General features: G+C 70.1%; 24 protein-coding genes and 1 tRNA gene. 7 read left to right on the top strand and 18 right to left on the bottom strand.

Translation table 11 applies throughout. The features are described from left to right. Nucleotides 1–30 precede the first annotated feature (30 nt). A complete protein-coding gene (gene fxsT, locus ACIBI9_RS11015; protein ID WP_397221783.1) occupies nt 31–2,586 on the bottom strand; it encodes an FxSxx-COOH system tetratricopeptide repeat protein in 2,556 nt (851 codons plus the stop codon). A 110-nt stretch (nt 2,587–2,696) separates the two neighbouring features. Between fxsT and ACIBI9_RS11020 the strand changes: the two genes are divergently transcribed. The 5 genes from ACIBI9_RS11020 (at nt 2,697) to ACIBI9_RS11040 (ending at nt 8,073) form a co-directional block, all read left to right on the top strand. Continuing rightward, entirely contained in the window at nt 2,697–2,864 is a 168-nt protein-coding gene (locus ACIBI9_RS11020; protein WP_185078173.1) for a hypothetical protein, read from the top strand. A gap of 122 nt (nt 2,865–2,986) precedes the next feature. Further along, nucleotides 2,987–3,898: an SIR2 family NAD-dependent protein deacylase gene (locus ACIBI9_RS11025; protein WP_397221784.1), complete on the top strand. Its 912-nt coding sequence runs from the start codon at nt 2,987–2,989 to the stop codon at nt 3,896–3,898. Beyond that, on the top strand, nt 3,895–5,544 hold the full coding sequence (locus ACIBI9_RS11030) for a tetratricopeptide repeat protein (protein ID WP_397221785.1): 1,650 nt from the start codon (nt 3,895–3,897) through the stop codon (nt 5,542–5,544). The genes ACIBI9_RS11025 and ACIBI9_RS11030 overlap by 4 nt, the downstream gene beginning before the upstream one ends. Nucleotides 5,545–5,593: 49 nt before the next feature. Further along, nucleotides 5,594–6,790: an FxsB family cyclophane-forming radical SAM/SPASM peptide maturase gene (locus tag ACIBI9_RS11035; RefSeq protein ID WP_397221786.1), complete on the top strand. Its 1,197-nt coding sequence runs from the start codon at nt 5,594–5,596 to the stop codon at nt 6,788–6,790. Beyond that, a complete protein-coding gene (locus ACIBI9_RS11040; protein ID WP_397221788.1) occupies nt 6,787–8,073 on the top strand; it encodes an HEXXH motif domain-containing protein in 1,287 nt (428 codons plus the stop codon). The genes ACIBI9_RS11035 and ACIBI9_RS11040 overlap by 4 nt, the downstream gene beginning before the upstream one ends. Before the next feature lie 80 nt (nt 8,074–8,153). Here ACIBI9_RS11040 and ACIBI9_RS11045 read toward each other — a convergent pair whose 3' ends face one another. From ACIBI9_RS11045 to nadD, 5 genes are all read right to left on the bottom strand, one after another. Beyond that, the gene (locus ACIBI9_RS11045) at nt 8,154–8,936 is read right to left on the bottom strand and encodes a glycerophosphodiester phosphodiesterase (RefSeq protein WP_397221789.1); all 783 of its coding nucleotides are present in this window, start codon (nt 8,934–8,936) and stop codon (nt 8,154–8,156) included. Between the two features lie 241 nt (nt 8,937–9,177). Next, nucleotides 9,178–9,250, bottom strand: a tRNA-Ala gene (locus tag ACIBI9_RS11050). Nucleotides 9,251–9,361: 111 nt separating this feature from the next. Then, complete coding sequence (locus ACIBI9_RS11055; RefSeq protein ID WP_397221790.1) at nt 9,362–9,991, bottom strand: histidine phosphatase family protein; 630 nt, start codon at nt 9,989–9,991, stop codon at nt 9,362–9,364. Between the two features lie 34 nt (nt 9,992–10,025). Next, entirely contained in the window at nt 10,026–10,421 is a 396-nt protein-coding gene (gene rsfS / locus ACIBI9_RS11060; RefSeq protein ID WP_080046168.1) for a ribosome silencing factor, read from the bottom strand. Between the two features lie 91 nt (nt 10,422–10,512). Further along, the gene (gene nadD, locus ACIBI9_RS11065; RefSeq protein WP_192793669.1) at nt 10,513–11,130 is read right to left on the bottom strand and encodes a nicotinate-nucleotide adenylyltransferase; all 618 of its coding nucleotides are present in this window, start codon (nt 11,128–11,130) and stop codon (nt 10,513–10,515) included. An 87-nt stretch (nt 11,131–11,217) separates the two neighbouring features. Between nadD and ACIBI9_RS11070 the strand changes: the two genes are divergently transcribed. After that, nucleotides 11,218–12,249, top strand: a complete 1,032-nt coding sequence (locus tag ACIBI9_RS11070; RefSeq protein ID WP_378526859.1) for a M48 family metallopeptidase — start codon at nt 11,218–11,220, stop codon at nt 12,247–12,249. Between the two features lie 123 nt (nt 12,250–12,372). Here the strand turns inward: ACIBI9_RS11070 and ACIBI9_RS11075 are convergent, their stop codons facing one another. From ACIBI9_RS11075 to ACIBI9_RS11095, 5 genes are all read right to left on the bottom strand, one after another. After that, nucleotides 12,373–14,076 (bottom strand): protein kinase, encoded by a 1,704-nt coding sequence (locus ACIBI9_RS11075; RefSeq protein ID WP_397221791.1) that lies wholly within the window; start codon nt 14,074–14,076, stop codon nt 12,373–12,375. Between the two features lie 82 nt (nt 14,077–14,158). Further along, a complete protein-coding gene (locus tag ACIBI9_RS11080; RefSeq protein ID WP_364840902.1) occupies nt 14,159–14,335 on the bottom strand; it encodes a hypothetical protein in 177 nt (58 codons plus the stop codon). Between the two features lie 50 nt (nt 14,336–14,385). Next, entirely contained in the window at nt 14,386–15,660 is a 1,275-nt protein-coding gene (locus ACIBI9_RS11085; protein WP_397221792.1) for a glutamate-5-semialdehyde dehydrogenase, read from the bottom strand. A gap of 16 nt (nt 15,661–15,676) precedes the next feature. Beyond that, nucleotides 15,677–16,852, bottom strand: a complete 1,176-nt coding sequence (gene proB / locus ACIBI9_RS11090; RefSeq protein ID WP_397221844.1) for a glutamate 5-kinase — start codon at nt 16,850–16,852, stop codon at nt 15,677–15,679. Beyond that, nucleotides 16,806–17,435: a TetR/AcrR family transcriptional regulator gene (locus tag ACIBI9_RS11095; protein ID WP_397221793.1), complete on the bottom strand. Its 630-nt coding sequence runs from the start codon at nt 17,433–17,435 to the stop codon at nt 16,806–16,808. Before ACIBI9_RS11095 ends, proB begins: the two co-directional genes overlap by 47 nt. Nucleotides 17,436–17,489: 54 nt before the next feature. Here ACIBI9_RS11095 and ACIBI9_RS11100 point away from each other — a divergent pair, with 54 nt between their 5' ends. Continuing rightward, nucleotides 17,490–18,254: an SDR family oxidoreductase gene (locus tag ACIBI9_RS11100; RefSeq protein WP_397221794.1), complete on the top strand. Its 765-nt coding sequence runs from the start codon at nt 17,490–17,492 to the stop codon at nt 18,252–18,254. Nucleotides 18,255–18,259: 5 nt separating this feature from the next. On the opposite strand, the gene obgE is transcribed toward ACIBI9_RS11100, so the two are convergent. The 7 genes from obgE to ACIBI9_RS11135 form a co-directional block, all read right to left on the bottom strand. Next, complete coding sequence (gene obgE, locus ACIBI9_RS11105; RefSeq protein WP_397221795.1) at nt 18,260–19,612, bottom strand: GTPase ObgE; 1,353 nt, start codon at nt 19,610–19,612, stop codon at nt 18,260–18,262. A 120-nt stretch (nt 19,613–19,732) separates the two neighbouring features. After that, nucleotides 19,733–19,990: a 50S ribosomal protein L27 gene (gene rpmA, locus ACIBI9_RS11110; protein WP_012893687.1), complete on the bottom strand. Its 258-nt coding sequence runs from the start codon at nt 19,988–19,990 to the stop codon at nt 19,733–19,735. A 15-nt stretch (nt 19,991–20,005) separates the two neighbouring features. Then, complete coding sequence (gene rplU / locus ACIBI9_RS11115) at nt 20,006–20,308, bottom strand: 50S ribosomal protein L21 (RefSeq protein ID WP_043634375.1); 303 nt, start codon at nt 20,306–20,308, stop codon at nt 20,006–20,008. A 216-nt stretch (nt 20,309–20,524) separates the two neighbouring features. Beyond that, complete coding sequence (locus ACIBI9_RS11120) at nt 20,525–23,452, bottom strand: Rne/Rng family ribonuclease (protein ID WP_397221796.1); 2,928 nt, start codon at nt 23,450–23,452, stop codon at nt 20,525–20,527. Between the two features lie 144 nt (nt 23,453–23,596). Continuing rightward, a complete protein-coding gene (locus ACIBI9_RS11125; protein ID WP_397221797.1) occupies nt 23,597–24,349 on the bottom strand; it encodes a TIGR03936 family radical SAM-associated protein in 753 nt (250 codons plus the stop codon). A 153-nt stretch (nt 24,350–24,502) separates the two neighbouring features. Further along, the gene (locus ACIBI9_RS11130; protein WP_397221798.1) at nt 24,503–26,413 is read right to left on the bottom strand and encodes a TIGR03960 family B12-binding radical SAM protein; all 1,911 of its coding nucleotides are present in this window, start codon (nt 26,411–26,413) and stop codon (nt 24,503–24,505) included. Between the two features lie 20 nt (nt 26,414–26,433). Further along, nucleotides 26,434–26,613 (bottom strand): hypothetical protein, encoded by a 180-nt coding sequence (locus ACIBI9_RS11135; RefSeq protein ID WP_397221799.1) that lies wholly within the window; start codon nt 26,611–26,613, stop codon nt 26,434–26,436. Nucleotides 26,614–26,617 lie beyond the last annotated feature (4 nt).

Here is a 26,617-nt window from a genome sequence, read left to right on the forward strand (position 1 = left end):
CAACCATGATCGCGAAATGTCACTGGAGTACTAGAGGACGGGTGGGTCGAAGTCGAAGTCCAGGCGGTTGCCCTGGCGGGACACCTGCACGTCGGGATGGTTGGGGCCGAGCACCCGGTCGTAGCGGTCCAGCACGTCCTCGCGCAGCGCCGCCGCCTCCTCCCTGGCGCCCGTGGCGACCAGGTCGACGACGAGGTTGGCCCCGGCGGCCAGCGTGACCGGGTGGTCGTCGCCGAACAGGGCCCGCAGGTCCTGCAGGGTCTGCGCCCCGAGCACCCGCGCCTCCTCGTGCAGCCCCACCTCGGCCAGGTCGCTGGCAAGGTTGATGGCGCAGGTCAGCGAGAAGTAGTGCTTGCGCGTGAGCCGCCGGTCGAACCCGGCCAGCGCCGCCTCATCGATCTCCCGGGCCTGCTCCTTGCTGCCGCTCACCCGCAGCAGCAGGGCGAAGTTGCTGTCGCAGCCGTACTTGAACGGGTGGTCGTCGCCGTACATGCTGGCGAACCTGGAGACGATGTCCCGCAGCAGCCGCAGCGATTCGTCCACCTGGTCGGCGGCCCGCTGGGCGTTGGCCAGGCAGAGGGCTGCGGCGAGGGTGTCGGGGTGGTCGATGCTGGTGCCGCGTTTCTGCAGCTCGAAGGTGCGGTCGGCGAGTTCGAGCGCCTCTTCGATGAGGCCCGCCCGGCGTTTGGCGATCGACAGGTCCTTGGCGCTGCGCATCGTCCAGGGGTGCTCCTGACCCAGCTCCTGGAGGCCGAAGTCGTAGGCGTCCTGGCCGAGGTCGCACGCCTCGCGGTAGCGGCCCTGGAGGCGTACGACACGGGCGAGGTTGTTCATCGAGGAGAGCACGTTGGCGCGGCTCGCGCCCGACCCGGCCTGCCGCTGCAGCTTGAGCACGCGCGCGTGCAGGGACTGCGCCTCCTTGTAGTCGCCGAGCAGCAGGTGGTCGAGGGCGAGGTTGTTCATGGCGCGCAGGGTGCGGCGGTGCGAGCGGCCGAAGACCGCCTCGTGCCTGCTCAGCGATTCCTGGTCGTGCTCCCGCGCCTCCGCGAACTCGCCGCGGTAGCGCAGGTCGGCGCCGTGGCTGTTGGTGAGCAGCAGGGTCTCCTCGTCGCCCTCGCCCAGCACGCGCCGCATCCGTTCCATGAGGGCCTTGTTCAGCTCGAACGACTCGTCGATGCTGCCCAGCTCGCGGATGATGATCGCGTAGTGGCGCTGGGCGGTGAGCACGTGCCGGTCGTCCTCGCCGTTGTCCTCCCGCCAGGCCTCCAGGAACTCCTGCACCAGCTCGCGGGCCGACACGAAGTCGCCCGAGGTGTAGACGTAGCGGATGATGTTGAGCGCGAACTTGCGGACGTTGGGGTCGCGGCTGCCTTTGACGTCGGCCGTGGTGATGTGACCGAGGAGGTTGGCGTAGCGGGGCCAGGCCGTGGTGTCGTCGGGCTCGTAGCCGGCCACCGAGGCCGACAGCAGGAGGTGGACCTCGCGGCGGAAGGCGTCGGCCTCGTCGTCGTCGAGCTCGTCGCGCAGCAGCGCCTGGACCAGCCGGTGCACCTGGACCGTACGGCTCTCCGAGTCGATCCGCACCAGGGCGTACCTGCCCAGCTCCCGGATGACCTGGCTGAGCTGGATCGGGTCGGCCAGCAGACCGGCGATCTTGGATCCGGCCGCGTACGCCTCGGGCAGCTCGTCCAGCAGGTCGCGCGGGATCGGCTCGGGCCCGAAGAACGCGAAGCAGCGCAGCAGCTCGACCGCGTCGGGCAGCCTGGCCTTGAGCTGCGACACCGAGGTCGCCCACGCCGCCGTCATCGACAGCGGGTAGTCGGACGGCTTGTTGGCGCCCAGGAGCCGGGTCGTCTGCCTCTTCAGCAGCCGCAGATATTCGTCGGCCGACATCCCCGACTCGGCCTGCAGCGCGCCCGCCTGCTCCAGGGCCAGCGGCAGGTCGCCGAGTGCCTCGGCCAGCCGGTCGGCCTGCTCGTAGTCGATCGCCCGCCCCACGCGCTTGATCAGGAACGCGATGCTCTCCTCGCGCTCGAACACGTCCACGGGCAGGGTGTCGACGACGCCCTGCCAGCTGTGGTTGCGGGAGGTGATGAGCACGTGGCCGGGGCCGCGCGGGACGATGTCGTTGATCTCCAGGTTTTCGGCGTTGTCGAAGATCAACAGCCAGTTCCGGTACGGGTCACCGCGCCGCAGCGCGTCCAGCGCGGCCTCGGCCGCGTCCTCGACGCTGTGGGGACCGACCCTGAGATGCAGCTCGCGGGCCAACCCGGCCAACGACGACTTCACCAGCATCGTCTGCGCCGACGGCACCCACCACACCAGGTCATAGGCGTGCCTGAAGCGGTGGGCGTACTCGATCGCGAGCTGCGACTTGCCCACGCCGCCGAGTCCTTGCAGAGCGTGCGGCGCGGGTTGAGACTGGTCCTGTGCCTGGGGGAGGACGGCAGTGACCTTGGACTGGAGCCCCGTACGCAGCTTCTCGATGAGGTCGTCCCGACCCGTGAAGTTCTTGTTCCGCTGGGGGACTTTGCCCCATACGGACGGTGCATGGCCAGAATCGTGTTGCGAGTGCGAATTTGTCACGATATCGCCTCGAGTCGGCCGGTCGTCACATCAGCTGAGACAAGCATAGACAGCATATTGAAGCCAGAGATAGATAGGATCCGCTAGATCCATCAGGTCCAGGGAGAGCGATGAACAAGGAAGCAGTGCAGGGGTACGGCGGTGGGCTCATTGATGTCAGCGGGCGCACCCTGGAGGAGCTCAAAGACATCGACGACTCCCGGTTGAAGGACGCCATAGACCGTCTTCTCGACGAGACCGGCGTGACGCCCGTGGCCAAATTCCAGTCTTCCATCTGAGTCAGCCCGCGGGTCGGCCGCCACGCCTGACCTGCGGGCCGACACTTCCCCCGCATTTAGGCCAGCCCGAAAACATTCACATATTTCCATCCGTCCCGGGTCATATACTCCTCAGCACAAGAATGGTCCTGCCGGTGGGGTGGCGCGTGAACGAAGCGGACTGGGTGCGATTGGTCAGACAGCTCCGCAGAGGCGACTGCACCCCGCTTCTCGGGGCGGGCGCCTGCTATGGGCGACTTCCGACCGGCAAGGAGCTCAGCAAGCACTTCGCGAAGGAGTACGGCTTTCCGTTCGCCGACCACGGAAATCTCGCGCACGTGATGCAGTACGCGGCTCACGTGCATAACGATCCCACTGATCTCAAAGTGGAAGTCTGCGCATACCTGAAACAGCGCGCGGCGGGTGCCGCCGATCCGCTCGACCCGCACACGGTGCTGGCCGAGTTCCCGATCAAGACTTTTCTCACCACCAACTACGACGACTTCATGCTCCAGGCTTTACAGCACTGCCGCAAAGGTCCGCGCACCCCGAACGTGTGCAGGTCGACGTGGTGGGAGCCGACGAAGCGGGCCGTCGTGCCCGACCCCGATCCCGACCACCCGCTGATCTATCATCTGCACGGGAACTGGGACGACCCCTCCTCCATCGTGCTGACCGAGAACGATTATGTGCAGTATCTCCTCAACCTGCGCGACGTCGACGACGCGAACGGCCGTCAGCTCCTCCCGATTCCCGAGCCGGTCCTCGACGCCATGACATCGAGCCCGCTGCTCTTCCTCGGCTACAGCCTCCAGGACTGGAACTTCCGGGTGCTCTTCCACGGGCTGATCAAATCCATTCCCTCCACCCGGCAGCGCCGGCATATCAGCGTGCAACTCCTGCCGGAGCTGAACACCTCGCTGACCGACGCCGAGAATCTGGCAAGCGAATACCTGAAGAGCTATTACGCCGACCTGAAGATCTCGATCTACGTCGGCACCACGTCCGCGTTCTTCAAGGAACTGCTCGACTGGAATGCGAGGACGCCGCTATGACCGTGACCGATCCCGCCGGCCGGCCGTACGTCGGGCTGCGCCCCTTCGGCCGGGCCGACAGTGACCTGTTCCACGGAAGGGAGCAGGAGTCACGGGAGATCGCCACGCTCTGGCGGGCGGCCGGGCTGACCGTGCTCTACGGCGCTTCCGGTGTGGGCAAGACCTCGCTGCTCAACGCGGGCGTGCTGCCCAGGATCGACCCGGGGCGGGCCGACGTGCTGCCCGTCGCCAGGATCTCGCCGCACAGCCCGCTCCCGATCGCGGGCGGCAACCCGTACGTCATGGCGCTGCTGTCGGCCTGGGCGCCCGAGGCCTCCCCCGGCTCGCTGGCGGGCATGACCATCACGCGCTTCCTGACCGAGCGCCCCGGGCGCGAGGACGAGTACGGCGACCCGCTGCCCGTCCTCGCCGCCATCGACCAGGCGGAGACCCTGTTCCACAGCGACCTGGCCCGCCAGCGCGACCGCAAGGAGCTCGTCGACCAGCTCGTACGCGCCATGCGCGACCACCCCAGCCTCCACCTCCTGCTGTCGCTCCGCGAGGAGTACCTGTTCCTCGTCCTGCCCTACGAGCGCCCCTTCGGCCAGGGCTCGCGGGCCCGCTTCCACCTGCAGCCGCTCTCCCCCGAGGCGGCCAAGCAGGCCGTGGAGCGGCCGCTGGACCGCACCGCCAGGACCATCACCCGCGCCGCCACCCGGCTCCTCGTCGGCGAGCTGCGTTCGGCCACCGTCAAGGACGCGTGGGGCAACCTGTCCACCGTCGAGCTGGATCTGGTGGAGCCCGTCCAGCTCCAGGTGGTCTGCTCCGCGCTGTGGGACTCGCTGCCCGACGAGGTGAGGGAGATCGGCGAGGAGCACGTGCAGGTGTACGCGGTGGTGGAGGAGTTCCTGTTCGACTTCTTCAAGCGCGCGGTCGGGGAGGTGGCGCGCGAGTTCGACATCCCCGTCGGGGAGCTGCTGCTCTGGCTGCGCCGTACGTTCATCACCGACCACGGCACCCGCAACATCGCGTACGAGGGCATCGAGCAGACCATGGGCATGCCCAACGCCGTGGCCCGCGCCCTGGAGGACCGGCACATCCTGCGCGGCGAGCACCGCATGGGCAGCCGCTGGTACGAGCTCGCCCACGACCGGCTCATCGGCCCGGTCTCGCACCGCGGCTCGCCCGCGACGTACCTGGAGGCGGCCCGCACGGCCCGGTCCCAGCGGAACTGGCCGCTCGCCGCCCGGCTCGCCGACGAGGCCAAGCACGCGGCCGAGCCCGACGACTCCTGGGTACGAGCCGAGGTCGCCGAGATCCACGCCGACGCGGCGCTCGCGCAGGGCGACGTCAAGCAGGTACGCCGCTACTGCGAGGAGGCGGTGAGCCTGTACGCCGAACGCGGACGCTTCGACGGGGTCGCCCGCGCGCTCACCATCGACGGCCGCTGGCACCTGGCCCACGGGGATCTCACCAAAGCGATCGAGCAGATCAACGCGGCAGTGACCCTCGCACCAAATGACATATCCGCACAAATGGCACTAGCGGAGGCATTTCACCGTTCGGGCACTCCGCGAGCCGCCGCGGCCGTGGTTCACGGCATCTTTCCCCAGCTCACCGACGAGGCGCTCGACAGGGCTAACGAGATGCTTCGACTATCAGACTGACGTCATATGCTGGGCACCTCGCAAGTCTCAATGTGGAGGCTGATCCGCGGTGTCAGAGTGGCCAGCGACATTGGACGTCGACGCGCTGCTGGCCCGAGGCTGGCGGCCGACGCCGTTCCGGCAGTTCATCCTGAAAGTACATAGCAGATGTGATTTGTCATGCACATATTGCTACATGTACGAAATGGCGGATCAAAGCTGGAGATCTCGCCCAAAGCGTATGTCTCGGGAAACGGTCGAGGCCACCGCGGGCAGGATCGCCGAACACGCCAAGGCACACGACCTCGACAGCGTCGACGTGATCCTGCACGGCGGGGAGCCGCTCCTGGCCGGCCACGACGACATCCGCGACCTCGTGGGCATCGTCAGGTCCGCCGTGCCGGTCCGCGTGGACGTGAGCGTGCAGACCAACGCGACGCTCCTCGACACGCGCTTCCTGCGGCTCTTCGACGAGCTGGAGATCGGCGTCGGGGTCAGCCTCGACGGCGGCCAGGCCGACCATGACCGCTCCCGCCGCACCGCCGACGGCCGCGGCAGCTACCGCCGGGTGGCCGCCGCGCTGGAGCTCCTCACGTCGGAGGACTTCCGGCACCTGTTCCACGGGCTGCTGTGCACGGTCGATCTCCGCAACGACCCCCTGGGCACCTACACCGCCCTCCTGGGCTTCGGCCCGCCGCTGATCGACTTCCTGCTCCCCCACGGCAACTGGTCCGAGCCGCCGCCCGGCAGGGTCCCCGGCTCGCCGGACACCCCGTACGCGACCTGGCTGGCGACCGTCTTCGACCAGTGGTACGCCACCCCGTCCCACGCCACCCGCGTCCGGCTGTTCGACGAGATCATCCACCTGCTCCTCGGCGGGGAGTCGGCCACCGAGCAGATCGGCCTCTCGCCCGCGGCCATGATCGTGATCGAGACCGACGGCGAGATCGAGCAGTCCGACCTGCTCAAGTCGGCGTTCGAGGGCGCCGGGAGCACCGGGCTGCACGTGGCCCGCGACTCCTTCGACGACCTCCTGCTCCTCCCCTTCACCGCCGCCCGCCAGGTCGCCCGCCTCGACCCCGCGCCGGAGTGCGCCGCGTGCGAGGTGGGCATGATCTGCGGCGGCGGCCTGTTCGCCCACCGCTACAGAGCGGGCAGCGGCTTCCACAACCCCTCGGTCTACTGCGCCGACCTGCTGCGCCTGATCAAGCACGTCGGCCGGACCGTGCAGGCCGACGTCCGTCGCCGTACTAAGGATCCCCGATGAACCTCACCGACCACCGGATCCCGGCGGACGCGTTCGACGCCCTCGCGAACGGCGGCGGAGGCGGCGGCGCGGTGCGGCGGCTCAAGGCCGCTCAATACAGCAAGCACCTGCTGCTCATCAGGGGTGTCCTCGACGTGGCCCGCGAGCTGGGCCACACCTCCTGGTCGCGGACGCGCCGCGCCTACGACCTGCTCGCCACGCTCCAGACGAGCCACCCGGACGCGGTCGGCAGGGTCCTGCAGCACCCGTCCGTGGGCGCCTGGGCCCGCCACACGGTCCGTTCCCGGCGCTCGCCGGAGCAGCTGGCCGCCCTGGCCGCGGCCGCGGCCATCCACGCCCGTACGCCGTGCGAGGTGGACGTGCCGGTCATCGCCGGCCGGGCCATGCTGCCGTCGCTGGGGCAGGTCACCTTCCCCAGCGGCGTGACCATGGCCACCGTGCACTGCTGGCCGGAGGGCGCGGAGGTGAGCGCGGGCGACCTGGTGGTCGAGATCCGCGACGACGCCCCCGGCTGGCAGAGGCTGCGCGCCCTCTCGGCTGAGTCCGCAGGCAGGCGCCTGAACGTGCTCATCGACGATCTGGACCCGCACCGGCTGCCGGGGGCCAACGACCTCCACGGGCGGCTCACGGACGCGGAGGCGGCCCGCTGGCAGCGCCTCCTGGACGAATCCTGGCAGCTCCTGGTGAGCCACCACGAGCCGGTCGCCGAGGAGGTGTCGGCCGGCATCACGGTTCTCACGCCGCTGTCCGCCCCCTCGACGGGCTCGTCCAGCGCCTCCTCCCGCGACGCCTACGGCTGCATAGCCCTCTCCGACCCGCCGGACCCCCGTACCCTGGCGGAGACCCTCACCCACGAGGCCCAGCACGCCAAGCTCTCGGCCCTGCTGGACATCGTGCCGCTGACCAGGCCCGACGACGGCTCCCGCTACTACGCGCCCTGGCGCGAGGATCCCAGGCCCGCCGGCGGGCTGCTCCAGGGCGCGTACGCGTACCTGGGCGTCACGGACTTCTGGCGCCGGCAGCGGCGGCACGAGACGGGCGAGGACGAGATCCGCGCGAGCGCCGAGTTCGCCCGCTGGCGCGCGGCGGCGCGCCTGGTCACCCGCACCCTCCTGAGCAGCGACCGGCTGACGGAGCACGGGGTGACCTTCGTGGAGCAGATGGACAGCCGGCTCGGCTTCTGGGCCGACGAGCCGGTGCCCGCCGCGGCCACGGCCCTGGCCGAGGGCGCCGCCGAGCGTCACCGGGCCCGCTGGCGGGCCCGCAACGGCGACCTCAACTGATACGTCCCGAGGCCGGGCCCGGCGTCCACCCCGGGCGACCCGCACCACGGCGTCGTCCCGCCGCCGGTCCGGTCACCGGGTCATTCGCACTTCCCCTTCAGCCACGCGTTGAACTGGGGCGTGTAGTCCGTGGCCACCCGCTTGGCGCCGCGATCGAGCGCCCCCTGCCACGCGCTCTCGTTCAGCGTCCACGAGGGGGGCGGCTCCTCCCACTTGGTGACCTCCGGCCAGATGGGCCCGCCGCTCAGCACCTTGGTCATGCCCGCGGCGCTCACCCGGCTCCTGAGCTCGGCGGCGATCTCGCTGTTGTGGGAGTACAGGATGATCTCCTGCGACTGGTAACGCTCCTTGACCGGGTCGAGCACCTCCGCCCAGGCCCGCGACTTGATCGTGGCGTTGGAGCTGAGCAGCGACTGCCGGGCCTCCGGCTTGATCTCGACCAGCCCGATCATGCCGGCGCTCTTCATCGCGGCCAGCCACTCGCGGAAGGTGTAGACGGTCTCGCCCTTGAAGATGCCGCGGTTGATGGTCCGGCCCTTGAGTGCGGTGTCGCCCGCCGCCCACCAGATGTCGGTGATGTTCTTCTTCGTGCCCGTCAGGCCCCAGGTGGAGGTGTTGTGCCACATGACGGCCTTGGTGCCGTCCTTGGTGAGCTGCAGGTCGGCCTCGACGCCTGACGCGCCCCAGGACTGGTAGCGGCGGATGGCCGTGGGGTTGTTGGGCTGACGCACCTGGTCCCGCTCCCAGGCGTTGGCGCCCGTGGGGTAACCGCCGTGCCCGAAGATCAGCGGGCACGCGGGCAGCGCGGAGGACGGAGCGGTGAGCAGCGAGGCGAGCGCTAAAGCGACGAGGGGGGCTGTCAAGATTCATACCTTTCGATCTTGTTTTTCCGCACCCTACCGTTCGGTCAGGAAGGTCCGCAGGAGGCGGGTGCAGGTGCCGGGTCGGTCGCCCGCGATGGCGGTTGCCGTGCGGCTCTCGTACGGGCGCGCCCGGGCAGGAGCCGGTGTTGCGGCCCAGATCCTCCCGCCATCCCGGCGCCCACAGCGATCTGGACCGCAAAAAGCCCGACTCCATCGTGGGAGTCGGGCTTTTTGCTGTTTGTGGAGCTATGGGGATTCGAACCCCAGACCTCCTCCATGCCATGGAGGCGCGCTACCAACTGCGCTATAGCCCCTGGTCACCGCTACGAGTCCACCCGTTGCGGCGCTCCGAGAGCATATAGCCATCCGCGCCGATTCGCATAATCGCGGCGCGGGTCGTACGGCCCCCGAGCCGTACGAGCTCGCTATGCCTCGGCCTCCGGCCGGTCGTCGCTGCGGACGGGCTCAGGCAGAGTGCCGGCGTTGTGCTCCAGCAACCGCCAGCCCCTGCGCCCCTCCTGCAACACCGACCACGAGCAGTTGCCCAGCCCGCCCAGCGCCGGCCAGAGCGGCTCGGGCAGCCCGAGCAGCTCGCAGATGCCGAGCCGCAGCGCGGCCCCGTGGGAGGCCACCACCAGCAGGCCGTCGTCGTCGAGCTTGGCCGCCCAGCGCCGCATGGCGCCGGCCACTCTGGTGGCCACGTCGGCGACGGGCTCTCCACCCGGCGCCTCCCAGGCCACGTATTCCTCGGGCCAGCGCGCCGCGATCTCGTCGCGCGTGAGCCCTTCCCATTCGCCGCCCCCGCGCTCGCGGAGGTCCTTGTCCACGCTCACGTCCAGCCCGACGACCCGCGCGAGCGCCAGCGCCGTGTCGTTGGCGCGCTGGAGGTCGGACGAGACGATCAGGGTGGGCCGCAGGGAGGCCAGCAACGACGCCGCCCTGGCGGCCTGCGCGATGCCGGTCTCGTCAAGGGGGATGTCGGAGTGTCCCTGGAATCGCTGCTCGACGTTCCACAAGGTCTGCCCGTGCCGGAGGCAGACGATCCTCTTGCTCATGCGGAACGCTCGGACTCGAGATGGGGGACCCCGCTCACGCGCGTGCCCGCTGGAGGTTGGCCTGCATGACGCTCTCCGGCAGCGAGATGGCCGGGCAGTCCTTCCACAGGCGCTCGAGCGCGTAGAACGTGCGGTCTTCCTCGTGCTGGACGTGCACGACGATGTCGATGTAGTCGAGCAGCACCCAGCGGCCCTCGCGCTCGCCCTCTCGGCGCACGGGCTTGGCGTCGGCCTCGGTGCGCAGCCGCTCCTCGATCTCGTCGACGATGGCGCGTACCTGGCGGTCGTTGGTGGCGGAGCAGAGCAGGAAGGCGTCGGTGATGACGAGCTGTTCGCTCACGTCGTATGCGAGGATGTCATCGGCCAGCTTGTCCGCCGCGGCTTCCGCGGCGATGCGCACGAGCTGGACGGATCTGTCGGATGCGGTCACGATGCGGGTCTGTCCTCCTGTGTCGGCAGCATGCCTATACGTTGAGGGTACCCTTCCGGGCCGAAACCCCTCACCTACGGCACGGAGGCCGTCATCCTTCCGCGTGATACAGCCCCCGCTTGTTGATGTACTGGACGATTCCGTCCGGCACCAGATACCAAATCGGCTCTCCCTTGGCGACACGTTGCCGGCACTCGGACGACGAGATGGCCAGTGCGGGAATTTCCAGCAACGTCACCCGTCCCTCCGGCAACCCGGGATCGTGGAGCGTGTGCCCCGGACGGGTGCAACCGACGAAATGGGCCAGCTCGAACAGCTCGTCCGCGTTCTGCCAGTCCAGGATGGCGCCGAGCGCGTCCGCGCCGGTGATGAAGTACAGCTCAACCCCAGGACCGTAAATTTCCGAAATATCGCGCAAAGTATCAATGGTGAACGTCGGCCCCGGGCGATCCACGTCCACCCTGCTCACCGAGAACCGGGGATTGGACGCGGTCGCGATGACCGTCATCAGGTAGCGGTCCTCCGCGGCCGAAACCTCGCGCTCGGCCTTCTGATACGGCCGCCCGGTCGGGACGAACACGACTTCGTCCAGGTCGAAGTGGTGGGCCACCTCGCTGGCGGCCACCAAGTGTCCATGGTGGATGGGATCGAACGTCCCACCCATCACTCCGACTCGCCGCTTCCCCTGCACACCAGGTGCATTCATCATGAAACGGACCTTACGCGGACCTTGTACCACAACATGATGGCACCCCCCTTGGTGATGACCGCGCATCACTCCCGTTGCGGACGTAGCATGCCGGGCATGACGACCACCCCGGACCGCAACCGCGTCCAACTGCCCGGCATCTCGTCCCGAGCCTACGAACACCCCGCAGACCGGTCCGCCCTGGTCGCTCTGCGTAAGTTGAGTGGGTTCGACACGGTTCTCAAGCAGATGTCCGGCCTCATCAGCGAGCGCCGGCTGCGCCTGATGTACCTGGCGTCAGCCGTGCGCGTGAGCGAGACCCAGTTCCGCTCCGTCTACGACATGGGCCGCGACGCCGCCTACACGCTCGACCTCCACCGGATCCCCGAGATCTACATCCAGCAGGATCCGCAGGTCCAGGCCAAGGCCATCGGCTTCGACGACCCGTTCATCGTCGTGACCACCGGTCTGCTCAACCTCATGAACGAGGAGGAGCAGCGCTTCGTCATCGGCCACGAGACCGCCCACATCCTGTCGGGGCACGCGGTCTACCGGACGATGCTCGACATCCTCACCCGCCTCGCCACCCGCGTCGCCTGGATCCCGCTCGGCTACATCGGCCTGCGCGCGATCGTCGCGGGCCTGGAGGAGTGGTACCGCAAGTCGGAGCTGTCCTCCGACCGCGGCGGCCTGCTCGTCGGCCAGGACCCCGAGGCGGCCAAGAGGGCGCTGATGAAGCTCGCCGGCGGCGACTACACCCACGAGATGAACATCGAGGCGTTCCTGGAGCAGTACCAGGAATACGACACCGCGGGCGACCTTCGCGACGGCTTCCTCAAGGTGCTCAACCTGCTCGGCACGACCCACCCGTTCGCGGTGGTACGCGTGGCCGAGCTGGACAAGTGGCAGCGCAGCGGCGAGTACGAGCGCATCATCGGCGGGGACTACCCGCGCAGGGAGGACGACCCCAACGCACGAGTGACCGACGAGATCAAGGCCGCGGCCGAGTCCTACCGCGCGTCCTGGTCCCAGTCGCAGGACCCGTTCATCGGCGTCCTGCGCGACGTGGCCGAGGGCGCTGTCAACGCGGGCGAGCGCATCTTCAACCGCTTCTCGCGCCGCGACGGCGGCCAGGGCTGACCGGCCGCACCGCCGTACGCGGCCGATCAGCTTGATCGGCCGCGAAAACCCGCCGCGATCGGCGACGAGCGGCGGGTTCCGAACGCCGAAGGGCAGCTTCGGCCTGCCTTGGAGAGCGGCAGGTCAGAGCAGAAGGGCGATGGCGCGTACGGCGGCCGCGCACAGGGCGACGAACCCGCCCAGCACGGCCAGTGCGCGCAGGCCTTCCCTGCGCAGGTCGGGCAGCCGGTGTCCGATCCGCTCGATCTCGCGCCCGGCGAAGCCGCCGCACAGCATCCCGAACACCACGCCCGCCACCGTCACGGGCGCGGGCTGCTGCCACCAGTCGGAGTCGATCACTCCGCCGCCGGTCACCCAGAGCGCGCCGCCCGACGCCAGCGCGACCGGCACGCCCGGCCACACGGCGGCGGTGGCGGCCGCCCCGACCAGGGCGACCGGGAAGAGCAGCACGCGCAGCGCCACCCGCGTACGCCGCGAGCTGCGGTTCCTGACCAGCCAGTGACTCATCCAGAGCGTCCTGGTCAGCACCACGAACACCGCGGTGATGGCGATGGAGGCGATCGGCCAGATCACCGAGGTCACCACGCACGGCACGGCGAGCACGGCGAGCATCAGCAGGGCGCCGTTGCCCGCGGGCAGCGTGGTGGCCGACTCGGCCCTGAGCCCGGCCTTCCTGCGCACCTGAGGCCGGCTCCGGACGGCCGCCGCCGCACGCTGGCGCGGCGCGGTCATCTTGGAGCGCGCGAGAGCGGACTTCCCGTCCGCCGCGCCCGTGCGCCCGCGCGGCGCGGGCACCTCGGCGCGGCTGCGCACCGCGGCGCCCTTCCCATCGGTGCCGGTACGGCCCCGCGCCGCGGCACCCTTGCCATCGGCGCGGACGGCGGAGCCCTTCGTGTCCGAGTTCGTACGGGTACGCGGCGCAGGCACCTTACTATCCGTGTTCGCCCGACTCCGCGCGGATTTCTCCTCGGGGGTGGCGCGGCCCGGCTTGGCCTCCTCCGAAGGCCCGGAGGCGGGCTCCGGCTCGGCCGCGCTGGTGGCTCTGGCCAGCCGCGACAGCCGATCGGCCAGCAAGGCCGCCGTGGGGCGCTTGCCGGGCTCCCTGTTGAGCGCGGCGCGTACCAGCGGCAGCAGCTCCACGGGCACGCCCTTGAGGTCGGCCTGCCCGTTGAGCACCGCGTACATCTGCGCCTCGGCCGTCCCCCGCCCGAACGTCGGCCGCCCCGTCGCCGCGAACGCCACCGTCGCCGCCCAGGCGTGCACGTCGGCGGGCGAGTCGACCTGCTCGTCGGCGAAGATCTCCGGCGCGGTGTAGCCGGGCGTGCCGAGGAACGTGCCGGTCATGGTCAGCCGGGTCGCGTCGAGCACCTGCGCGATGCCGAAGTCGATGAGCACGGGCCCCTCGGAGCCCATGATGATGTTGCCCGGCTTGAGGTCGCGGTGCACGACCCCGGCGGCGTGAATGATCGCCAGGGCCGCAGCGATGCCCTGGGCCAGGTCCACGAGGTCGGCGACGTCGAGCGCGCCGCTCTGGCGTACGCGGTCGAGGAGCGTGGCGCCCTCGATGTACTCCATGACCAGGTATGGGCGGGCACAGCTCAGGTCGGCGTCGAGCACCTTGGCCACGTACGGGCTCTCCACCCGGCGCAACGCCCGGACCTCGCGCTCCAGCCGGACGCGGGAGGTCTCATCCTCGGCCAGGTCGTGCAGGACCTTGAGGGCGACGCTCTCGCCCCGGCGGGTGTTGGCGAGGTAGACCTCGCCCATGCCGCCCCGGCCGAGCCGCTCGACCAGGGTGTACGGCCCTATCTTGCCGAGCTTGCTCACCGTCCCTCCCCGCCCGGCGCGCCCATAAGGGACCTAACCCTAGCGCTGGGACGCCTGTCGACGCTTGAGGCACGCCGAAGGATTATCGGCGAGTGTGATCCGAGAGCATGCTGTCGAGCCGGGCCGTGGGCTCGTCCGACAGCTGCCTGCGCCCCTTTCTGCGCCAGTGGACGTGTCCGCGGCTCTCGAGCCAGAGCAGCAGTCGGTCGGCGCCGAACAGCACGGCCGCCGAGAAGACAAGGGCGACGACAATCTCCATGCCTCTCAGTCAACCTGCGCTCCACGGCGCCGGTCAGGCCGACACGCCGGTCAACCGGCCACCACCGTGCCCTCTGACATGCGCAAATGCCCCTCACCGGTGTAGACCCACTTGGTGGAGGTGAGCTCGGGCAGCCCCATCGGGCCGCGTGCGTGGAGCTTCTGCGTGGAGATGCCGATCTCCGCCCCGAACCCGAACTCCCCGCCGTCGGTGAACCTCGTCGAGGCGTTGACCGCCACGGCCGCCGAGTCGACCAGCGCCACGAACCTGCGTGCCGCCCGCTGCGACCTGGTGACGATGGCGTCGGTGTGGGCGGAGCCGTACTTCCTGATGTGGGCCACCGCCTCCTCCAGCGAGCCGACGACCGCGGCGGCGATGTCGAGCGAGAGGTATTCGGCGTAGAAGTCGTCCTCGGTGACGGGCACGACGCCGGAGCCGTACCCGGCGATGCGCTCGTCCCCGTGCACGGTCACGCCCGCCTCGGCGAGCGCCGACAGCGCCCGCGGCACGAACGCGTCGGCGACGTCCTCGTGGACGAGGAACGTCTCGGCCGCGTTGCACACCGACGGCCGCTGCGCCTTGGCGTTGACCAGGATCTGCACGGCCAGGTCGACGTCGGCCTCGGCGTCCACGTAGACGTGGCAGTTTCCGACACCGGTCTCGATCACCGGGACCGTGGACTCCTCCACCACCGAGTTGATCAGCGAGGCGCCGCCACGCGGGATGAGCACGTCGACCAGGCCGCGGGCGCGCATGAGCTCCTTGACCGAGTCGCGGGTCTGCCCCGGCACGAGCTGGACGGCTCCGGCGGGCACCTCGGTGCCCTCAAGCGCGTCCTGCATGACCTTCACCAGGGCCGTGTTGGAGGAGTAGGCGCTGGAGGAGCCCCTGAGCAGCACCGCGTTGCCGCTCTTGAGGCAGAGCGCGGCGGCGTCGACGGTGACGTTGGGGCGGCCCTCGTAGATGATGCCGATGACGCCGAGCGGCACCCTGAGCTGGCGCAGCTCCAGCCCGTTGGGCAGGGTGGCGCCGCGTACGACCTCGCCGACCGGGTCGGGCAGGTCGGCCACCTGGCGCACGGCCTCGGCGATGGCGGCGACCCTGGCCTCGTCGAGCCGCAGCCGGTCGATCATCGCCTCGGACGTGCCCTGCGCCCTGGCCTGCTCGACGTCCTTGGCGTTGGCCTCGACGATCTCCGCCGCATGCGCGACCAGGGCGTCGGCCACGGCACGCAGCGCCCGGTCCTTCGGCGCCCGCGGCAGCGGAGCCAGCTCGGCGGCCGCCTCCCGCGCCGCCTGGGCGACCCTCAAGAACTCTGTGCTCATGGCTCCGCTCCGACGACTAGTTGTGAGCTTCCAGTATGACGATGTCGTCGCGGTGGATCAGCTCACGCTCGTATTCCGGACCGAGCGCGCTGGCCAGCTCCCTGGTGGAGCGGCCGAGCAGGCCCGGGATCTCGGTGGCGTCGAAGTTGACCAGCCCGCGGGCCACCACGAGCCCCTGAGGCCCGCACAGGTCCACCGGATCGCCCGCCGCGAACTCGCCCTCCACGGACGTCACCCCGGCGGGCAGCAGCGACTTGCGCCGCCCCACGATGGCCTCCACCGCCCCCTGGTCGAGGTGGAGACGGCCGCGCCCGGTGGTGGCGTGCGCGAGCCACAAAAGGCGCGTGCCGGGGTGGCGACCCCCGGGGTGGAAGTAGGTGCCGACATCAGCTCCGCTCAGCGCCTGGGCGGCGTGAGCGGCCGCCGTGAGCACCACGGGGACACCCGCCCCCGTGGCGATCCTGGCGGCCTGCACCTTGGTCACCATGCCGCCGGTGCCCACCGCCGCGCCGTTCTTCCCGAGCTCGACGCCGACCAGGTCTTCCGGCCCGCGGATCTCCGACAGGCGACGGGAGCCGCTGCGGCTCGGCGGGCCGTCGTACAGGGCGTCCACGTCCGACAGCAGGACGAGCGCGTCGGCGTGGATCAGGTGCGCCACCAGCGCCGCCAGCCGGTCGTTGTCGCCGAAGCGGATCTCGTCGGTGGCCACGGTGTCGTTCTCGTTGACGATGGGCACGATGCCCAGCTCCAGCAGGCGCGCGAGCGTGCGCTGGGCGTTGGCGTGGTGGGCGCGCCGCATCATGTCGTCGGCGGTCAGCAGCACCTGGCCCACGCGCAGGGAGTAGCGGGCGAAGGAGGAGGTGTAGCGGGCGACGAGCACACCCTGCCCGACGGACGCCGCCGCCTGCTGGGTGGCCAGGTCGCGTGGTCGCGCGGTCAGCCCGAGCGGGCCGAGGCCCGCCGCGATCGCCCCGGAGGAGACCAGGACGATCTGGGTCCCCGTACGGCGCCGCGCCGCCAGCACGTCCACAAGGGCGTCGACCCGATCGACGTCGATCGTGCCCTGGGGGGTGGTGAGCGAGGAGGAGCCGACCTTGACAACGACCTTCGACGCTGAGCTGATCTGTTCCCGCACGTCTGGCAGCCTATCCGAGCTCCGAGAGCCCTTCGCTCCCGGAGGCCGGCGGGGCATGACCTGCCACATGGGCGGCTCTCCGCATGGCGGCGGCCACCTCCGCGGCCGAGTCGCCCCGGCGCAACGCGTAGGCCGCGGCCGACGTCACGGCCCCCATCACCGCTCCCACCCGCGCCGCGACGGCCACGACGTCCCGCTCCTCGGGATAGGCGCGGCACAGCGCCTCGACGATGCGCTCCTGCGCGACCAGCAGCCGCCGCATCAGCCAGGCCTGCAGCTCGGGGACGGTCAACGCCAGCCGCACCCGTACGTCGGCCAGCCCGGTGGCCAGGTCGGAGTCCGAGACGTGGCTGATCATGTGCTCCATCACCCTGGCGAGCACGTCGGGCAGCGCCTCGCCGGCCGCCCGCTCCCCGATGATCCGCACGGCGCCGTCCACCCGGGCATCGGCATCGGCGAGCACGACGTCTTCCTTGGTGGGGAAGTGCAGGAAGAACGTCCTGGTCGAGACGTCCGCGGCGGCCGCGATCTGCGCGACGGTCGTCGCCTCGTACCCCTGCCGCCGGAACAGCTCCACCGCCGCCGCCACCAGCGCCTCACGGGTACGCCGCTTCTTCCGCTCCCGCATACCCTCGCTCACAAAGCCAACTTACTACATTGACTGCATCGCTTCATTCGATGTAGTCATTTGCCCATGAGAACCTACGTAGTCACCGGCGCCGCCGGCGGCATCGGCTCGGCCACCGCGGAGCACCTGGCGAAAGGCGGAGACCGGGTGATCCGCTGCGATGTACGCGACGCCGACGTGATCGCGGACCTGACGACTCCGGCCGGCCGCGATCAGCTCGTCTCGGAAGTCACGGCCGCGTCCGGCGGCCGGATCAACGGCCTGATAGCCGTGGCGGGGCTCGCCGCGCCGTCCGATCTCACCGTACGGCTCAACTTCTTCGGCACGATCGCGACCCTGGAGGGCCTGCGCCCCCTCCTGCGGCGAGCGGACCGGCCACGTGCGATGGCGGTGTCGTCGCTGGGCGCGATCGTGGCGGCCGACGAGAGCATCGTCGAGGCCTGCCTGTCCATGGACGAGGAGGCCGCCGCGGCCTCCGTCGCCGCGCCCGTCCGGGCCGGGCGGGGCCACGTCGTCTATCCGTCGAGCAAGCTCGCCCTCAACCGGTGGCTGCGCCGCGCCGCCGTGGGCCCGGCGTGGGCGGGCGCGGGCATCCCGCTCAACGCGGTCGCGCCGGGCGTGGTGGACACGGAAACGGCCAGAAAGGTGTTCCTGGACGATCCGAGGACGCGGGAGATCACGGCGGCCGCCATGCCGCAGCCCCTGGGCTTCCCCGGCCCGGTGGACGCGATCGCGTCCCTGCTGGCCTGGACGGTGAGCGAGGAGAACGCGTTCATGGCCGGCCAGATCATCTACGCCGACGGCGGCGCCGAAGCCGTCCTGCGCCCGTAGCGCTGCTATCCGAGGCGGTTGTCGGAGCCGCGCGGGCCCTGCCGTACGGACTCGGCGCTGAGCGTGGGCTGCCAGTCGAAGACGTAGCCGCCCTCCATCGACCCGATGACCACCTCGGCCCCGGCGGTGGCGCCGGCCTTGGCCAGCTCCGCCTCCACGCCGAGCCGTTCGAGCCGGTCGGCGAGGAAACCCACGGCCTCGTCGTTGCTGAAGTCCGTCTGCCTGATCCACCGCTCCGGCTTCTCGCCGGTGATCTGGAACAGGTTGTCATTGACCCGCCGCACCCGGAACCCGGTGTCGCCGAGCTGCTTGGGCCTGATGACCAGCCTGGTAGGCTCCTCGACCGGCTTCTGGGCCCTGGCCGCCGCGACCCATTCGCCCATCGCGTACGTGAGCTCCCGCAGCCCGTCATGCGTGGCGGCGGAGATCGTGAACACCCGCAGCCCGCGTGCCTCGAACTCGGGCCTGACCAGCTCGGCCAGCTCCCGCGCGTCGGGCACGTCGGCCTTGTTCAGCACGACCAGCCGCGGCCGGTCCTCCAGCTTCCCGTACGCGTGCAGCTCCGCCTCGATGACCTCGTAGTCGGTGATCGGGTCGCGCCCGGGCTCCATGGTCGCGCAGTCGATGACGTGCACGAGCATGTCGCACCGCTCGACGTGCCGCAGGAACTCGTGCCCGAGCCCCTTCCCCTGCGAGGCCCCGGGGATCAGGCCGGGCACGTCGGCGACGGTGAACACGGTCTCCCCCGCGGTCACCACCCCCAGGTTGGGGATCAAGGTCGTGAACGGGTAGTCCGCGATCTTGGGCTTGGCCGCACTCAGGGCGGCGATCAGCGAGGACTTGCCGGCGCTCGGGAACCCGACCAGCGCCACGTCCGCCACGCTCTTGAGCTCCAGCATGACGTCGAGCGCGTCCCCGGGCTCCCCGAGCAGCGCGAACCCGGGAGCCTTCCGCCTGGTCGTGGCGAGGGCGGCGTTCCCCAGGCCGCCGTGCCCGCCCTGGGCGATGACGTAGCGCGTGCCGACGCCCACGAGGTCGACCAGCACCTCACCCGTGGAGGCGTCCTTCACCACGGTCCCGTTGGGCACGGGCAGGATCACGTCCGCCCCGTTGGCCCCGTCACGGTTGGAGCCCTGCCCCTGCTTGCCGTTGTCGGCCTTGCGGTGCGGCCGGCGGTGGTATTCGAGCAGCGTCGCCGTGTTGGGGTCGACCTCGAGGATGACGTCACCGCCCCGGCCGCCGTTGCCGCCGTCGGGGCCGCCGAGCGGCTTGAACTTCTCCCGGTGGATGGAGGCGCACCCGTTCCCCCCGTCACCGGCACCGACATGAAGGACCACCTGGTCCACGAAGTCCGGCACTCTGCACTCCTCCACACACGCCGCCCACCGGCGGAAGTCAGCCAAAAGCAAAGGGGCGGATCGACACCGCGATCCACCCCTTTGGCAAGAAAACCCAAGGTCTACGGAGAGGAAGAACCCCTACTCCGCGACGGGAACGATGCTCACGGCCCGCCGGCCGCGCTTGACACCGAACTGCACGTGCCCGGCCGCCAGCGCGAACAGCGTGTCGTCGCCGCCACGCCCCACGTTGTCGCCGGGGTGGAAGTGGGTGCCACGCTGCCGGACGATGATCTCGCCCGCGTTGACCAGCTGGCCGCCGAAGCGCTTGACGCCCAGGCGCTGGGCGTTGGAGTCACGACCGTTCCGGGTGGACGACGCGCCCTTCTTGTGTGCCATCTCTCAAACTCCCGTTCAGGCCTGCTCGATACCGGTGATCTTCACCTGGGTGTACCGCTGGCGGTGACCCTGGCGCTTCTTGTAACCGGTCTTGTTCTTGTACTTGAGGATCCGGATCTTCGGGCCCTTGGTCTCGCCGAGAATCTCGGCGCTGACCGTGAACTTGCCCGCCTCCGTGGTCACATCGCCGTCGTTGACGACGAGCACCGTCGGCAGCGAAACCGAAGAGCCGACCTCGCCGGCGACCTTGTCCACCTCGAGGACGTCACCGACGGAGACCTTCTGCTGCCTGCCGCCGCAACGAACGATCGCGTACACCGCGGAACCCTTCTACTGACTCACTGTTGTCTCGTACATCAGCCGCCCCGTGGAGAGGCGGCCGCCGAATGCTGCGCCTGTCATTCGGCCTGTCTCAAACCGACGAACCGAGTAAGCGCGCCAACAGGGCACGTCACCTGACGCACCGATACACCAGGGTACCGGATTAACGGTCCCCTAGGCGAACCGGACGGAACGTCGGAAGCCTGCCGAGAGCTACTCGGCCGACTTGGCTCGGCGCGAGCGTCGCCGCCCTCTGCCGGAAGTCTGGCTGGCCTGGTCGTCCTCAGCCGGGACGTCTTCAAGCGCACCGGTCACCGTATCACGGCTCGCGGTGTCCTTGGCCGCGGAAACCTTGTCGGAGACCGCCTTCTCGATGGCCATCTTCCCCTGCGTGCCGCGCGGCTCGGGCTTCGGCTCGACCGGCTCCGTGGAGACGAGCAGGCCACGCCCGTTGCAGCACTCGCACGGCGTGGAGAACGCCTCCAGCAGCCCCTGTCCGACCCGCTTACGCGTCATCTGGACCAGGCCCAGCGAGGTGACCTCGGCCACCTGGTGCTTGGTCCTGTCGCGGGCCAGGCACTCCAGCAGCCGCCGCAGCACCAGGTCGCGGTTGGACTCCAGCACCATGTCGATGAAGTCGATCACGATGATGCCGCCGATGTCGCGCAGCCTGAGCTGGCGCACGATCTCCTCGGCCGCCTCCAGGTTGTTCCTGGTGACGGTCTCCTCGAGGTTGCCGCCCTGCCCGGTGAACTTGCCGGTGTTGACGTCGACGACGGTCATCGCCTCGGTACGGTCGATCACCAGCGAGCCGCCGCTGGGCAGCCACACCTTGCGCTCGAGCGCCTTGCCGAGCTGCTCGTCGATCCGGTAGTGCTCGAACACGTCACCCTGATCGCCGTCCCACCGCCCCAGGCGCTCGGCCAGGTGCGGCGCGACGTACTTGACGTAGTCGTCCACCGTGTCCCAGGCGTCGGCGCCCTGCACGATCAGCGAGGTGAAGTCCTCGTTGAAGACGTCGCGCACGACCCGGATCGTGAGATCGGGCTCGGCGGACAGCAGCTCGGGCGGGCTGGCCGACTTGGCCTTCTTCTGGATGTTCTCCCACTGGGCGGACAGGCGGGCCACGTCACGCGCCAGCTCGTCCTCGGAGGCGCCCTCCGCGGCGGTACGCACGATCACGCCGGCGTTCTCCGGCATGACCTTCTTCAGGATGCTCTTGAGCCGCGTGCGCTCCTTGTCGGGCAGCTTGCGGCTGATGCCGGTCATCGACCCGTCCGGCACATAGACGAGGTATCGCCCGGGCAGGCTGATCTGGGACGTGAGGCGGGCGCCCTTGTGCCCGATCGGGTCCTTGGTGACCTGCACGAGCACCGACTGGCCCGACTTCAGCGCCGACTCGATGCGCTTGGGCTGACCCTCCAGCCCGGCGGTGTCGAAGTTGACCTCGCCGGCGTACAGGACGGCGTTCCTGCCCTTGCCGATGTCCACGAACGCCGCCTCCATCGAAGGCAGCACGTTCTGGACCTTGCCGAGGTAGACGTTGCCGACGTAGGACTGGCTGGCCTCGCGGTTGACGTAGTGCTCGACGAGCACGCCGTCCTCCAGGACCGCGATCTGCGTACGGTCGCCCTGGCGGCGCACCACCATCATCCGGTCGACGGACTCGCGGCGGGCCAGGAACTCCGACTCCGTGATGATCGGCGGACGCCTGCGGCCCAGCTCGCGCCCCTCGCGGCGGCGCTGCTTCTTGGCCTCCAGCCGGGTGGAGCCGCGCACGCTCTGCACGCCGTCGGTCGCGGTGTCCAGCGTGGCGCTGCGGCCCGCACGCGGCGCGCGGATGCGCACCACCGTGTTCGGTGGGTCGTCGCTGGCCGGCTCGGCGCCCTCCTCGGAGCCCCGGCGGCGACGGCGACGGCGGCGACGCGAGGACGAGGCCTCCTCATCCTGGGCGGCGCCCTCCTCGGCCTGCTCCTCCTCGCCTTCCTCTTCCTGCTCCTCGCCTTCCTCGGCATCGTCACGCTCGCGCGACTTGCCGCGGCCCCGGCCGCCCCGCCTGCGGCGGCGACGACGGCCCGCTCCCTCTTCCTCCTCCTGCTCGTCGGAGGTGTCGAGGTCGGTCTCGTCCTCTACCGCGGACTCGTCGACCGGCTCCTCCTCGATCTCCTCGGGCTCGGGAGCGGGCTGCGGCGTCTCGACCCGCCGGGAGACGGCGGGCTTGGCCTGGCTGGGGTCGGGCGCCTGGAACAGCGGCGCGAAGATGGCCGCCGGCCGCTGGAACGCGGTGCCGGGCTCGGCCGGCGTGCGCGCGGAGAACCCGAACGGGTCGGACAGCAGGCTCGACCGTACGGTCTCCTCGTCGAGGTCCTCGCCCGCGGGCTCGTCGTCGAGGGGCTCGTCCTCGGGCAGGATCTCAAGGATGTCCTCATCCTCGGCCGCCTCGACATCACCGGCACGGGGCGCCTCGGCGGTCGCCTGGGCGCCACCGGCGGGCGCCACCTCGGCGCTCGGCGTCGCGGCCGCACGGGCCGGGCCCTCGCTCGCGGCGGCCTTCTCGGAGTCGGCCACCGCCCCCACAGCGCCTGCGACGGCCTCCTCGACGGGCTCGGGTGCCACGGCCTCTTCCGGCTCCGCCTTCTTGCGCGTCCTGCGCCGCTTCACCGGCTCGGCGGCCTCGGCGGGCGGCTCCTCCACCGGGGGCGCGGCCTCTGCCTCTGCCTCGGCGGCCTTCTTCGTCGTACGGCGCCGCGTCGTCGTGGCCGTGGACCGGGTCCGCGTGGTCCGCTTGGGCTTCTCCTCGGCGACGGCCTCGGCCACAGCCGCCTCGACCGGGCTCTCCGGCGCGGCCGCCGGCTCCGGCGCCGTCTCGGGCGCCGTCTCGGGCGCGGCAGTGAGGATCTCGGGCGCGGGCTCTCCCGCCGCACGCTGCGCGGCGGTGCTCTGCACCGGTTGTACGTCAGCCACGGACGGCGCGGTCTGCGCCGCGGCAGTGGTGACCGGAACGTGGGCAGGCTCCTCCGGCAGCTCCGGCGGCGGGCCCGCGGGGCGGCTGGCGGAGCGGCGACGTGGGGTCACCTCGGGCTGTTCAATTGTCTCCCCGTCAGGGCCAATGGCCCCGGCGTTGGGCTCGTTCTCGAGCATGCGGGCGCTCTCCCGTCAGCTCCCGGGCGCGTCGCCGCGCCGCGCAGGAGCCCTCGTGTCTCGTTGTCCGCCAACGCCCCCGATGTGGGGGTGTCGGCGCCAAGTCCTGTCAGCGGTCGTGCCCCGCTCACGCAGGGCACCTCCTCAACCGGCGACGTGCTCACTCGCCGGTCCCGCCTCGCCGCCGCGCGTCATATCGCGGTCCAGGTCGAGCGGATCGGCAAGCGCACCAGTGCTGGCGTCGAGCGGCCCCTGCGCCAGCCTGGTCACCTCGGGGGGAACCGGCGGCGCGAAGTCGGCCACAAGGCGCAGCCCTGTGAGCACATCGTCGGGTCGAACGGCAGGCGTCATGTGCCGAACAACCATGCGCAGTATGACACACGGTCCTCCGAGCACCTGAGCTGCGGTTCTGTCTGTTCCCTCGGACACCGTGAGCCCCAGGACGGCCTCCCGCGCGTCGAAGCGGCGGGGGCCCTTCTTGGTGAGGCGCTCGACCTCCACAGTGCCTGCCGCGAGGAACTTCTCCGCCGCCACCTCGGCGAGCTCGCGATCGGCACCGGGCAGCCGCACCTCCCAGTCGGAGACCTCCAAGCGGTCAGCCAGCCCACCCGGACCCGCCGCCACCACGTCGAGCACGTCGAGCCCCGGCGGCAGCGACCCGTCCAGGTCCTGTCTCACCTGCTCGGGATCGCACGGCGTGGTGACACCGATCTCGAGATATTCGGCTTCGCTGGCGACACCGGTCGGCGCCGCGCCCGCGTAGGAGATCTTCGGGTGGGGCGAGAAACCCGCGCTGTAGGCCACCGGTATGCCGGCACGGCGAACCGCTCTCTCAACGGCCCGCGAGATGTCGCGGTGGCTGGTGAAGCGCAGGCGGCCGCGCTTGGCGTAGCGCACGCGAAGGCGCTGCACCGTGGGCGCGGGCGGAGGCCCTTCGGGAACAGGTTTCAGAGCTTGTCGTCCTTCCCTTGTAAGAGTTCCTTCGTCTCAGGATAAGCCGCCCCGACGCGTGTACGTGTACGCCGAGACACCGGCTGCCCACTGAGCGCGCTAGACCACCGTAAGAGGAAGGAGTTTCCGCCCCGTGGGGCCGATCTGAATTTCCGTGCCCATCGTCGGGCAGACGCCGCAGTCGTAGCAAGGAGTCCAGCGGCAGTCTTCGACCTCGCCGCCGGAAATGGCCTCCTGCCAGTCCTGCCAGAGCCACTCACGGTCGAGCCCGGCGTCGAGGTGGTCCCACGGCAGGACCTCGTTCTCCTCCCGCTCGCGCGTGGTGTACCAGTCGACGTCGACGCCCGCCTTCTCGGCGGCCGTCATCCAGCGCTCGTAGGAGAAGTGCTCGCTCCAGCCGTCGAACCTGCCGCCGTCCTCCCAGACGGCGCGGATCACGGCGCCGACCCGGCGGTCGCCGCGCGAGAGCAGGCCCTCCACGATCGAGGGCTTGCCGTCGTGGTAGCGGAAGCCGATGGATCTGCCGTACTGCTTGTCGCCTCTGAGCGAGTCGCGCAGCTCCTTGAGCCGTCGGTCGACGGTCTCGTGGTCGGCCTGCCCGGCCCACTGGAACGGCGTGTGCGGCTTGGGCACGAAACCGCCGATGGATACCGTGCAGCGGATGTCGCGGCTGCCGGTCGCCTCGCGGCCCGCCTGGATGACCTTCTTGGCCAGGTCGGCGATGCCCAGCACGTCCTCGTCCTGCTCGGTGGGCAGGCCGCACATGAAGTAGAGCTTGACCTGCCGCCACCCCTGCGAGTAGGCCGTGGTGACGGTGCGGATCAGGTCTTCCTCGGTGACCATTTTGTTGATCACCTTGCGCATGCGCTCGGAGCCGCCCTCCGGCGCGAACGTCAGGCCGGAGCGCCTGCCGTTCCTGGAGAACTCGTTGGCCAGGTCGATGTTGAACGCGTCGACCCTGGTGGACGGCAGCGAGAGCGAGGTGTTGGTGCCCTCGTAGCGGTCGGCCAGGCCCTTGGCGACGTCGCCGATCTCGGAGTGGTCGGCCGACGACAGCGACAGCAGGCCGACCTCGTTGAAGCCGGACTCCTTGATGCCGTTTTCGACCATCGCCCCGATCGTGGTGATCGAGCGCTCCCGCACCGGGCGCGTGATCATGCCCGCCTGGCAGAACCGGCAGCCACGGGTGCAGCCGCGGAAGATCTCCACGCTGAACCGCTCGTGCACGGTCTCGGCCAGCGGGACCAGTGGTTTCTTCGGGTAGGGCCACTCGTCGAGGTCCATCACGGTGTGCTTGTGCACCCGCCACGGCACGTCGGCCCTGTTGGGGGCGACGCGCTTGATGCGACCGTCCGAGTGGTAGTCCACATCGTAAAATTTCGGGATATATACCCCGCCGGACTCGGCGAGCCGCATGAGCAGCTCGTCCCGCCCGCCGGGTCTGCCCTCGGCCTTCCACTCGCGGATGACCTCGGAGATGGCGATGGAGATCTGCTCTCCGTCGCCGAGCACGGCCGCGTCGAGGAAGTCGGCGATCGGCTCCGGGTTGAAGGCCGCGTGGCCGCCGGCGAGCACGATCGGGTCGTCCTCACCCCGGTCCACGGCCATCAGCGGGATGCCCGCCAGATCGAGCGCGTTGAGCATGTTGGTGTAGCCCAGCTCGGTCGAGAACGACACGCCGAGCACGTCGAAGGCGCGCACCGGTCGGTGCGCGTCGACGGTGAACTGCGGGACGCCCTCGGCCCGCATGAGCGCCTCGAGATCCGGCCACACCGCGTAGGTGCGCTCGGCCAGCGTGCCGGGCAGCTCGTTGAGGATCTCGTAGAGGATCGCCACACCCTGGTTGGGCAGCCCGACCTCGTAGGCGTCCGGGTACATCAGCGCCCACCGCACGTCGGCGGAGTCCCAGTCCTTGAGGGTCGAGTTGAGCTCACCCCCGACGTACTGGATGGGCTTCTGCACCTTGGGCAGCAGCGCTTCCAGGCGAGGGAATATCGACTCGACAGGCATACCGTCCAGAGTAGCGGCGGTCAGACGGTGGCAGGTCCAGGGATGTCGATGTCGTTTCCGCTGAGCACCAGGAGGTGGTGCCCTTCGTAGCAGGTCAGCTCCACGGCGATCACGCCGCTCGCCAGATTGTGGACATCGACGACGTGGCTCGCGGGCAGCAGGAAGCGCTCCTCGCACTCATCGCAATAGGCCAAGAACATATCT

The sequence above is a fragment of the Nonomuraea sp. NPDC050451 genome, assembly GCF_044458585.1.

Bases quoted from the DNA above. Each gene is read 5' to 3' on its own strand.
- ACIBI9_RS11020 (WP_185078173.1), top strand. From the start codon at position 2,697: ATGAACAAGGAAGCAGTGCAGGGGTACGGCGGTGGGCTCATTGATGTC.
- ACIBI9_RS11025 (WP_397221784.1), top strand. From the start codon at position 2,987: ATGGTCCTGCCGGTGGGGTGGCGCGTGAACGAAGCGGACTGGGTGCGA.
- ACIBI9_RS11030 (WP_397221785.1), top strand. From the start codon at position 3,895: ATGACCGTGACCGATCCCGCCGGCCGGCCGTACGTCGGGCTGCGCCCC.
- ACIBI9_RS11040 (WP_397221788.1), top strand. From the start codon at position 6,787: ATGAACCTCACCGACCACCGGATCCCGGCGGACGCGTTCGACGCCCTC.
- ACIBI9_RS11055 (WP_397221790.1), bottom strand. From the start codon at position 9,991: ATGAGCAAGAGGATCGTCTGCCTCCGGCACGGGCAGACCTTGTGGAAC.
- nadD (WP_192793669.1), bottom strand. From the start codon at position 11,130: ATGATGAATGCACCTGGTGTGCAGGGGAAGCGGCGAGTCGGAGTGATG.
- ACIBI9_RS11070 (WP_378526859.1), top strand. From the start codon at position 11,218: ATGCCGGGCATGACGACCACCCCGGACCGCAACCGCGTCCAACTGCCC.
- ACIBI9_RS11080 (WP_364840902.1), bottom strand. From the start codon at position 14,335: ATGGAGATTGTCGTCGCCCTTGTCTTCTCGGCGGCCGTGCTGTTCGGC.
- ACIBI9_RS11085 (WP_397221792.1), bottom strand. From the start codon at position 15,660: ATGAGCACAGAGTTCTTGAGGGTCGCCCAGGCGGCGCGGGAGGCGGCC.
- proB (WP_397221844.1), bottom strand. From the start codon at position 16,852: ATGCCCCGCCGGCCTCCGGGAGCGAAGGGCTCTCGGAGCTCGGATAGG.
- ACIBI9_RS11100 (WP_397221794.1), top strand. From the start codon at position 17,490: ATGAGAACCTACGTAGTCACCGGCGCCGCCGGCGGCATCGGCTCGGCC.
- rpmA (WP_012893687.1), bottom strand. From the start codon at position 19,990: ATGGCACACAAGAAGGGCGCGTCGTCCACCCGGAACGGTCGTGACTCC.
- ACIBI9_RS11120 (WP_397221796.1), bottom strand. From the start codon at position 23,452: ATGCTCGAGAACGAGCCCAACGCCGGGGCCATTGGCCCTGACGGGGAG.
- ACIBI9_RS11130 (WP_397221798.1), bottom strand. From the start codon at position 26,413: ATGCCTGTCGAGTCGATATTCCCTCGCCTGGAAGCGCTGCTGCCCAAG.
- ACIBI9_RS11135 (WP_397221799.1), bottom strand. From the start codon at position 26,613: ATGTTCTTGGCCTATTGCGATGAGTGCGAGGAGCGCTTCCTGCTGCCC.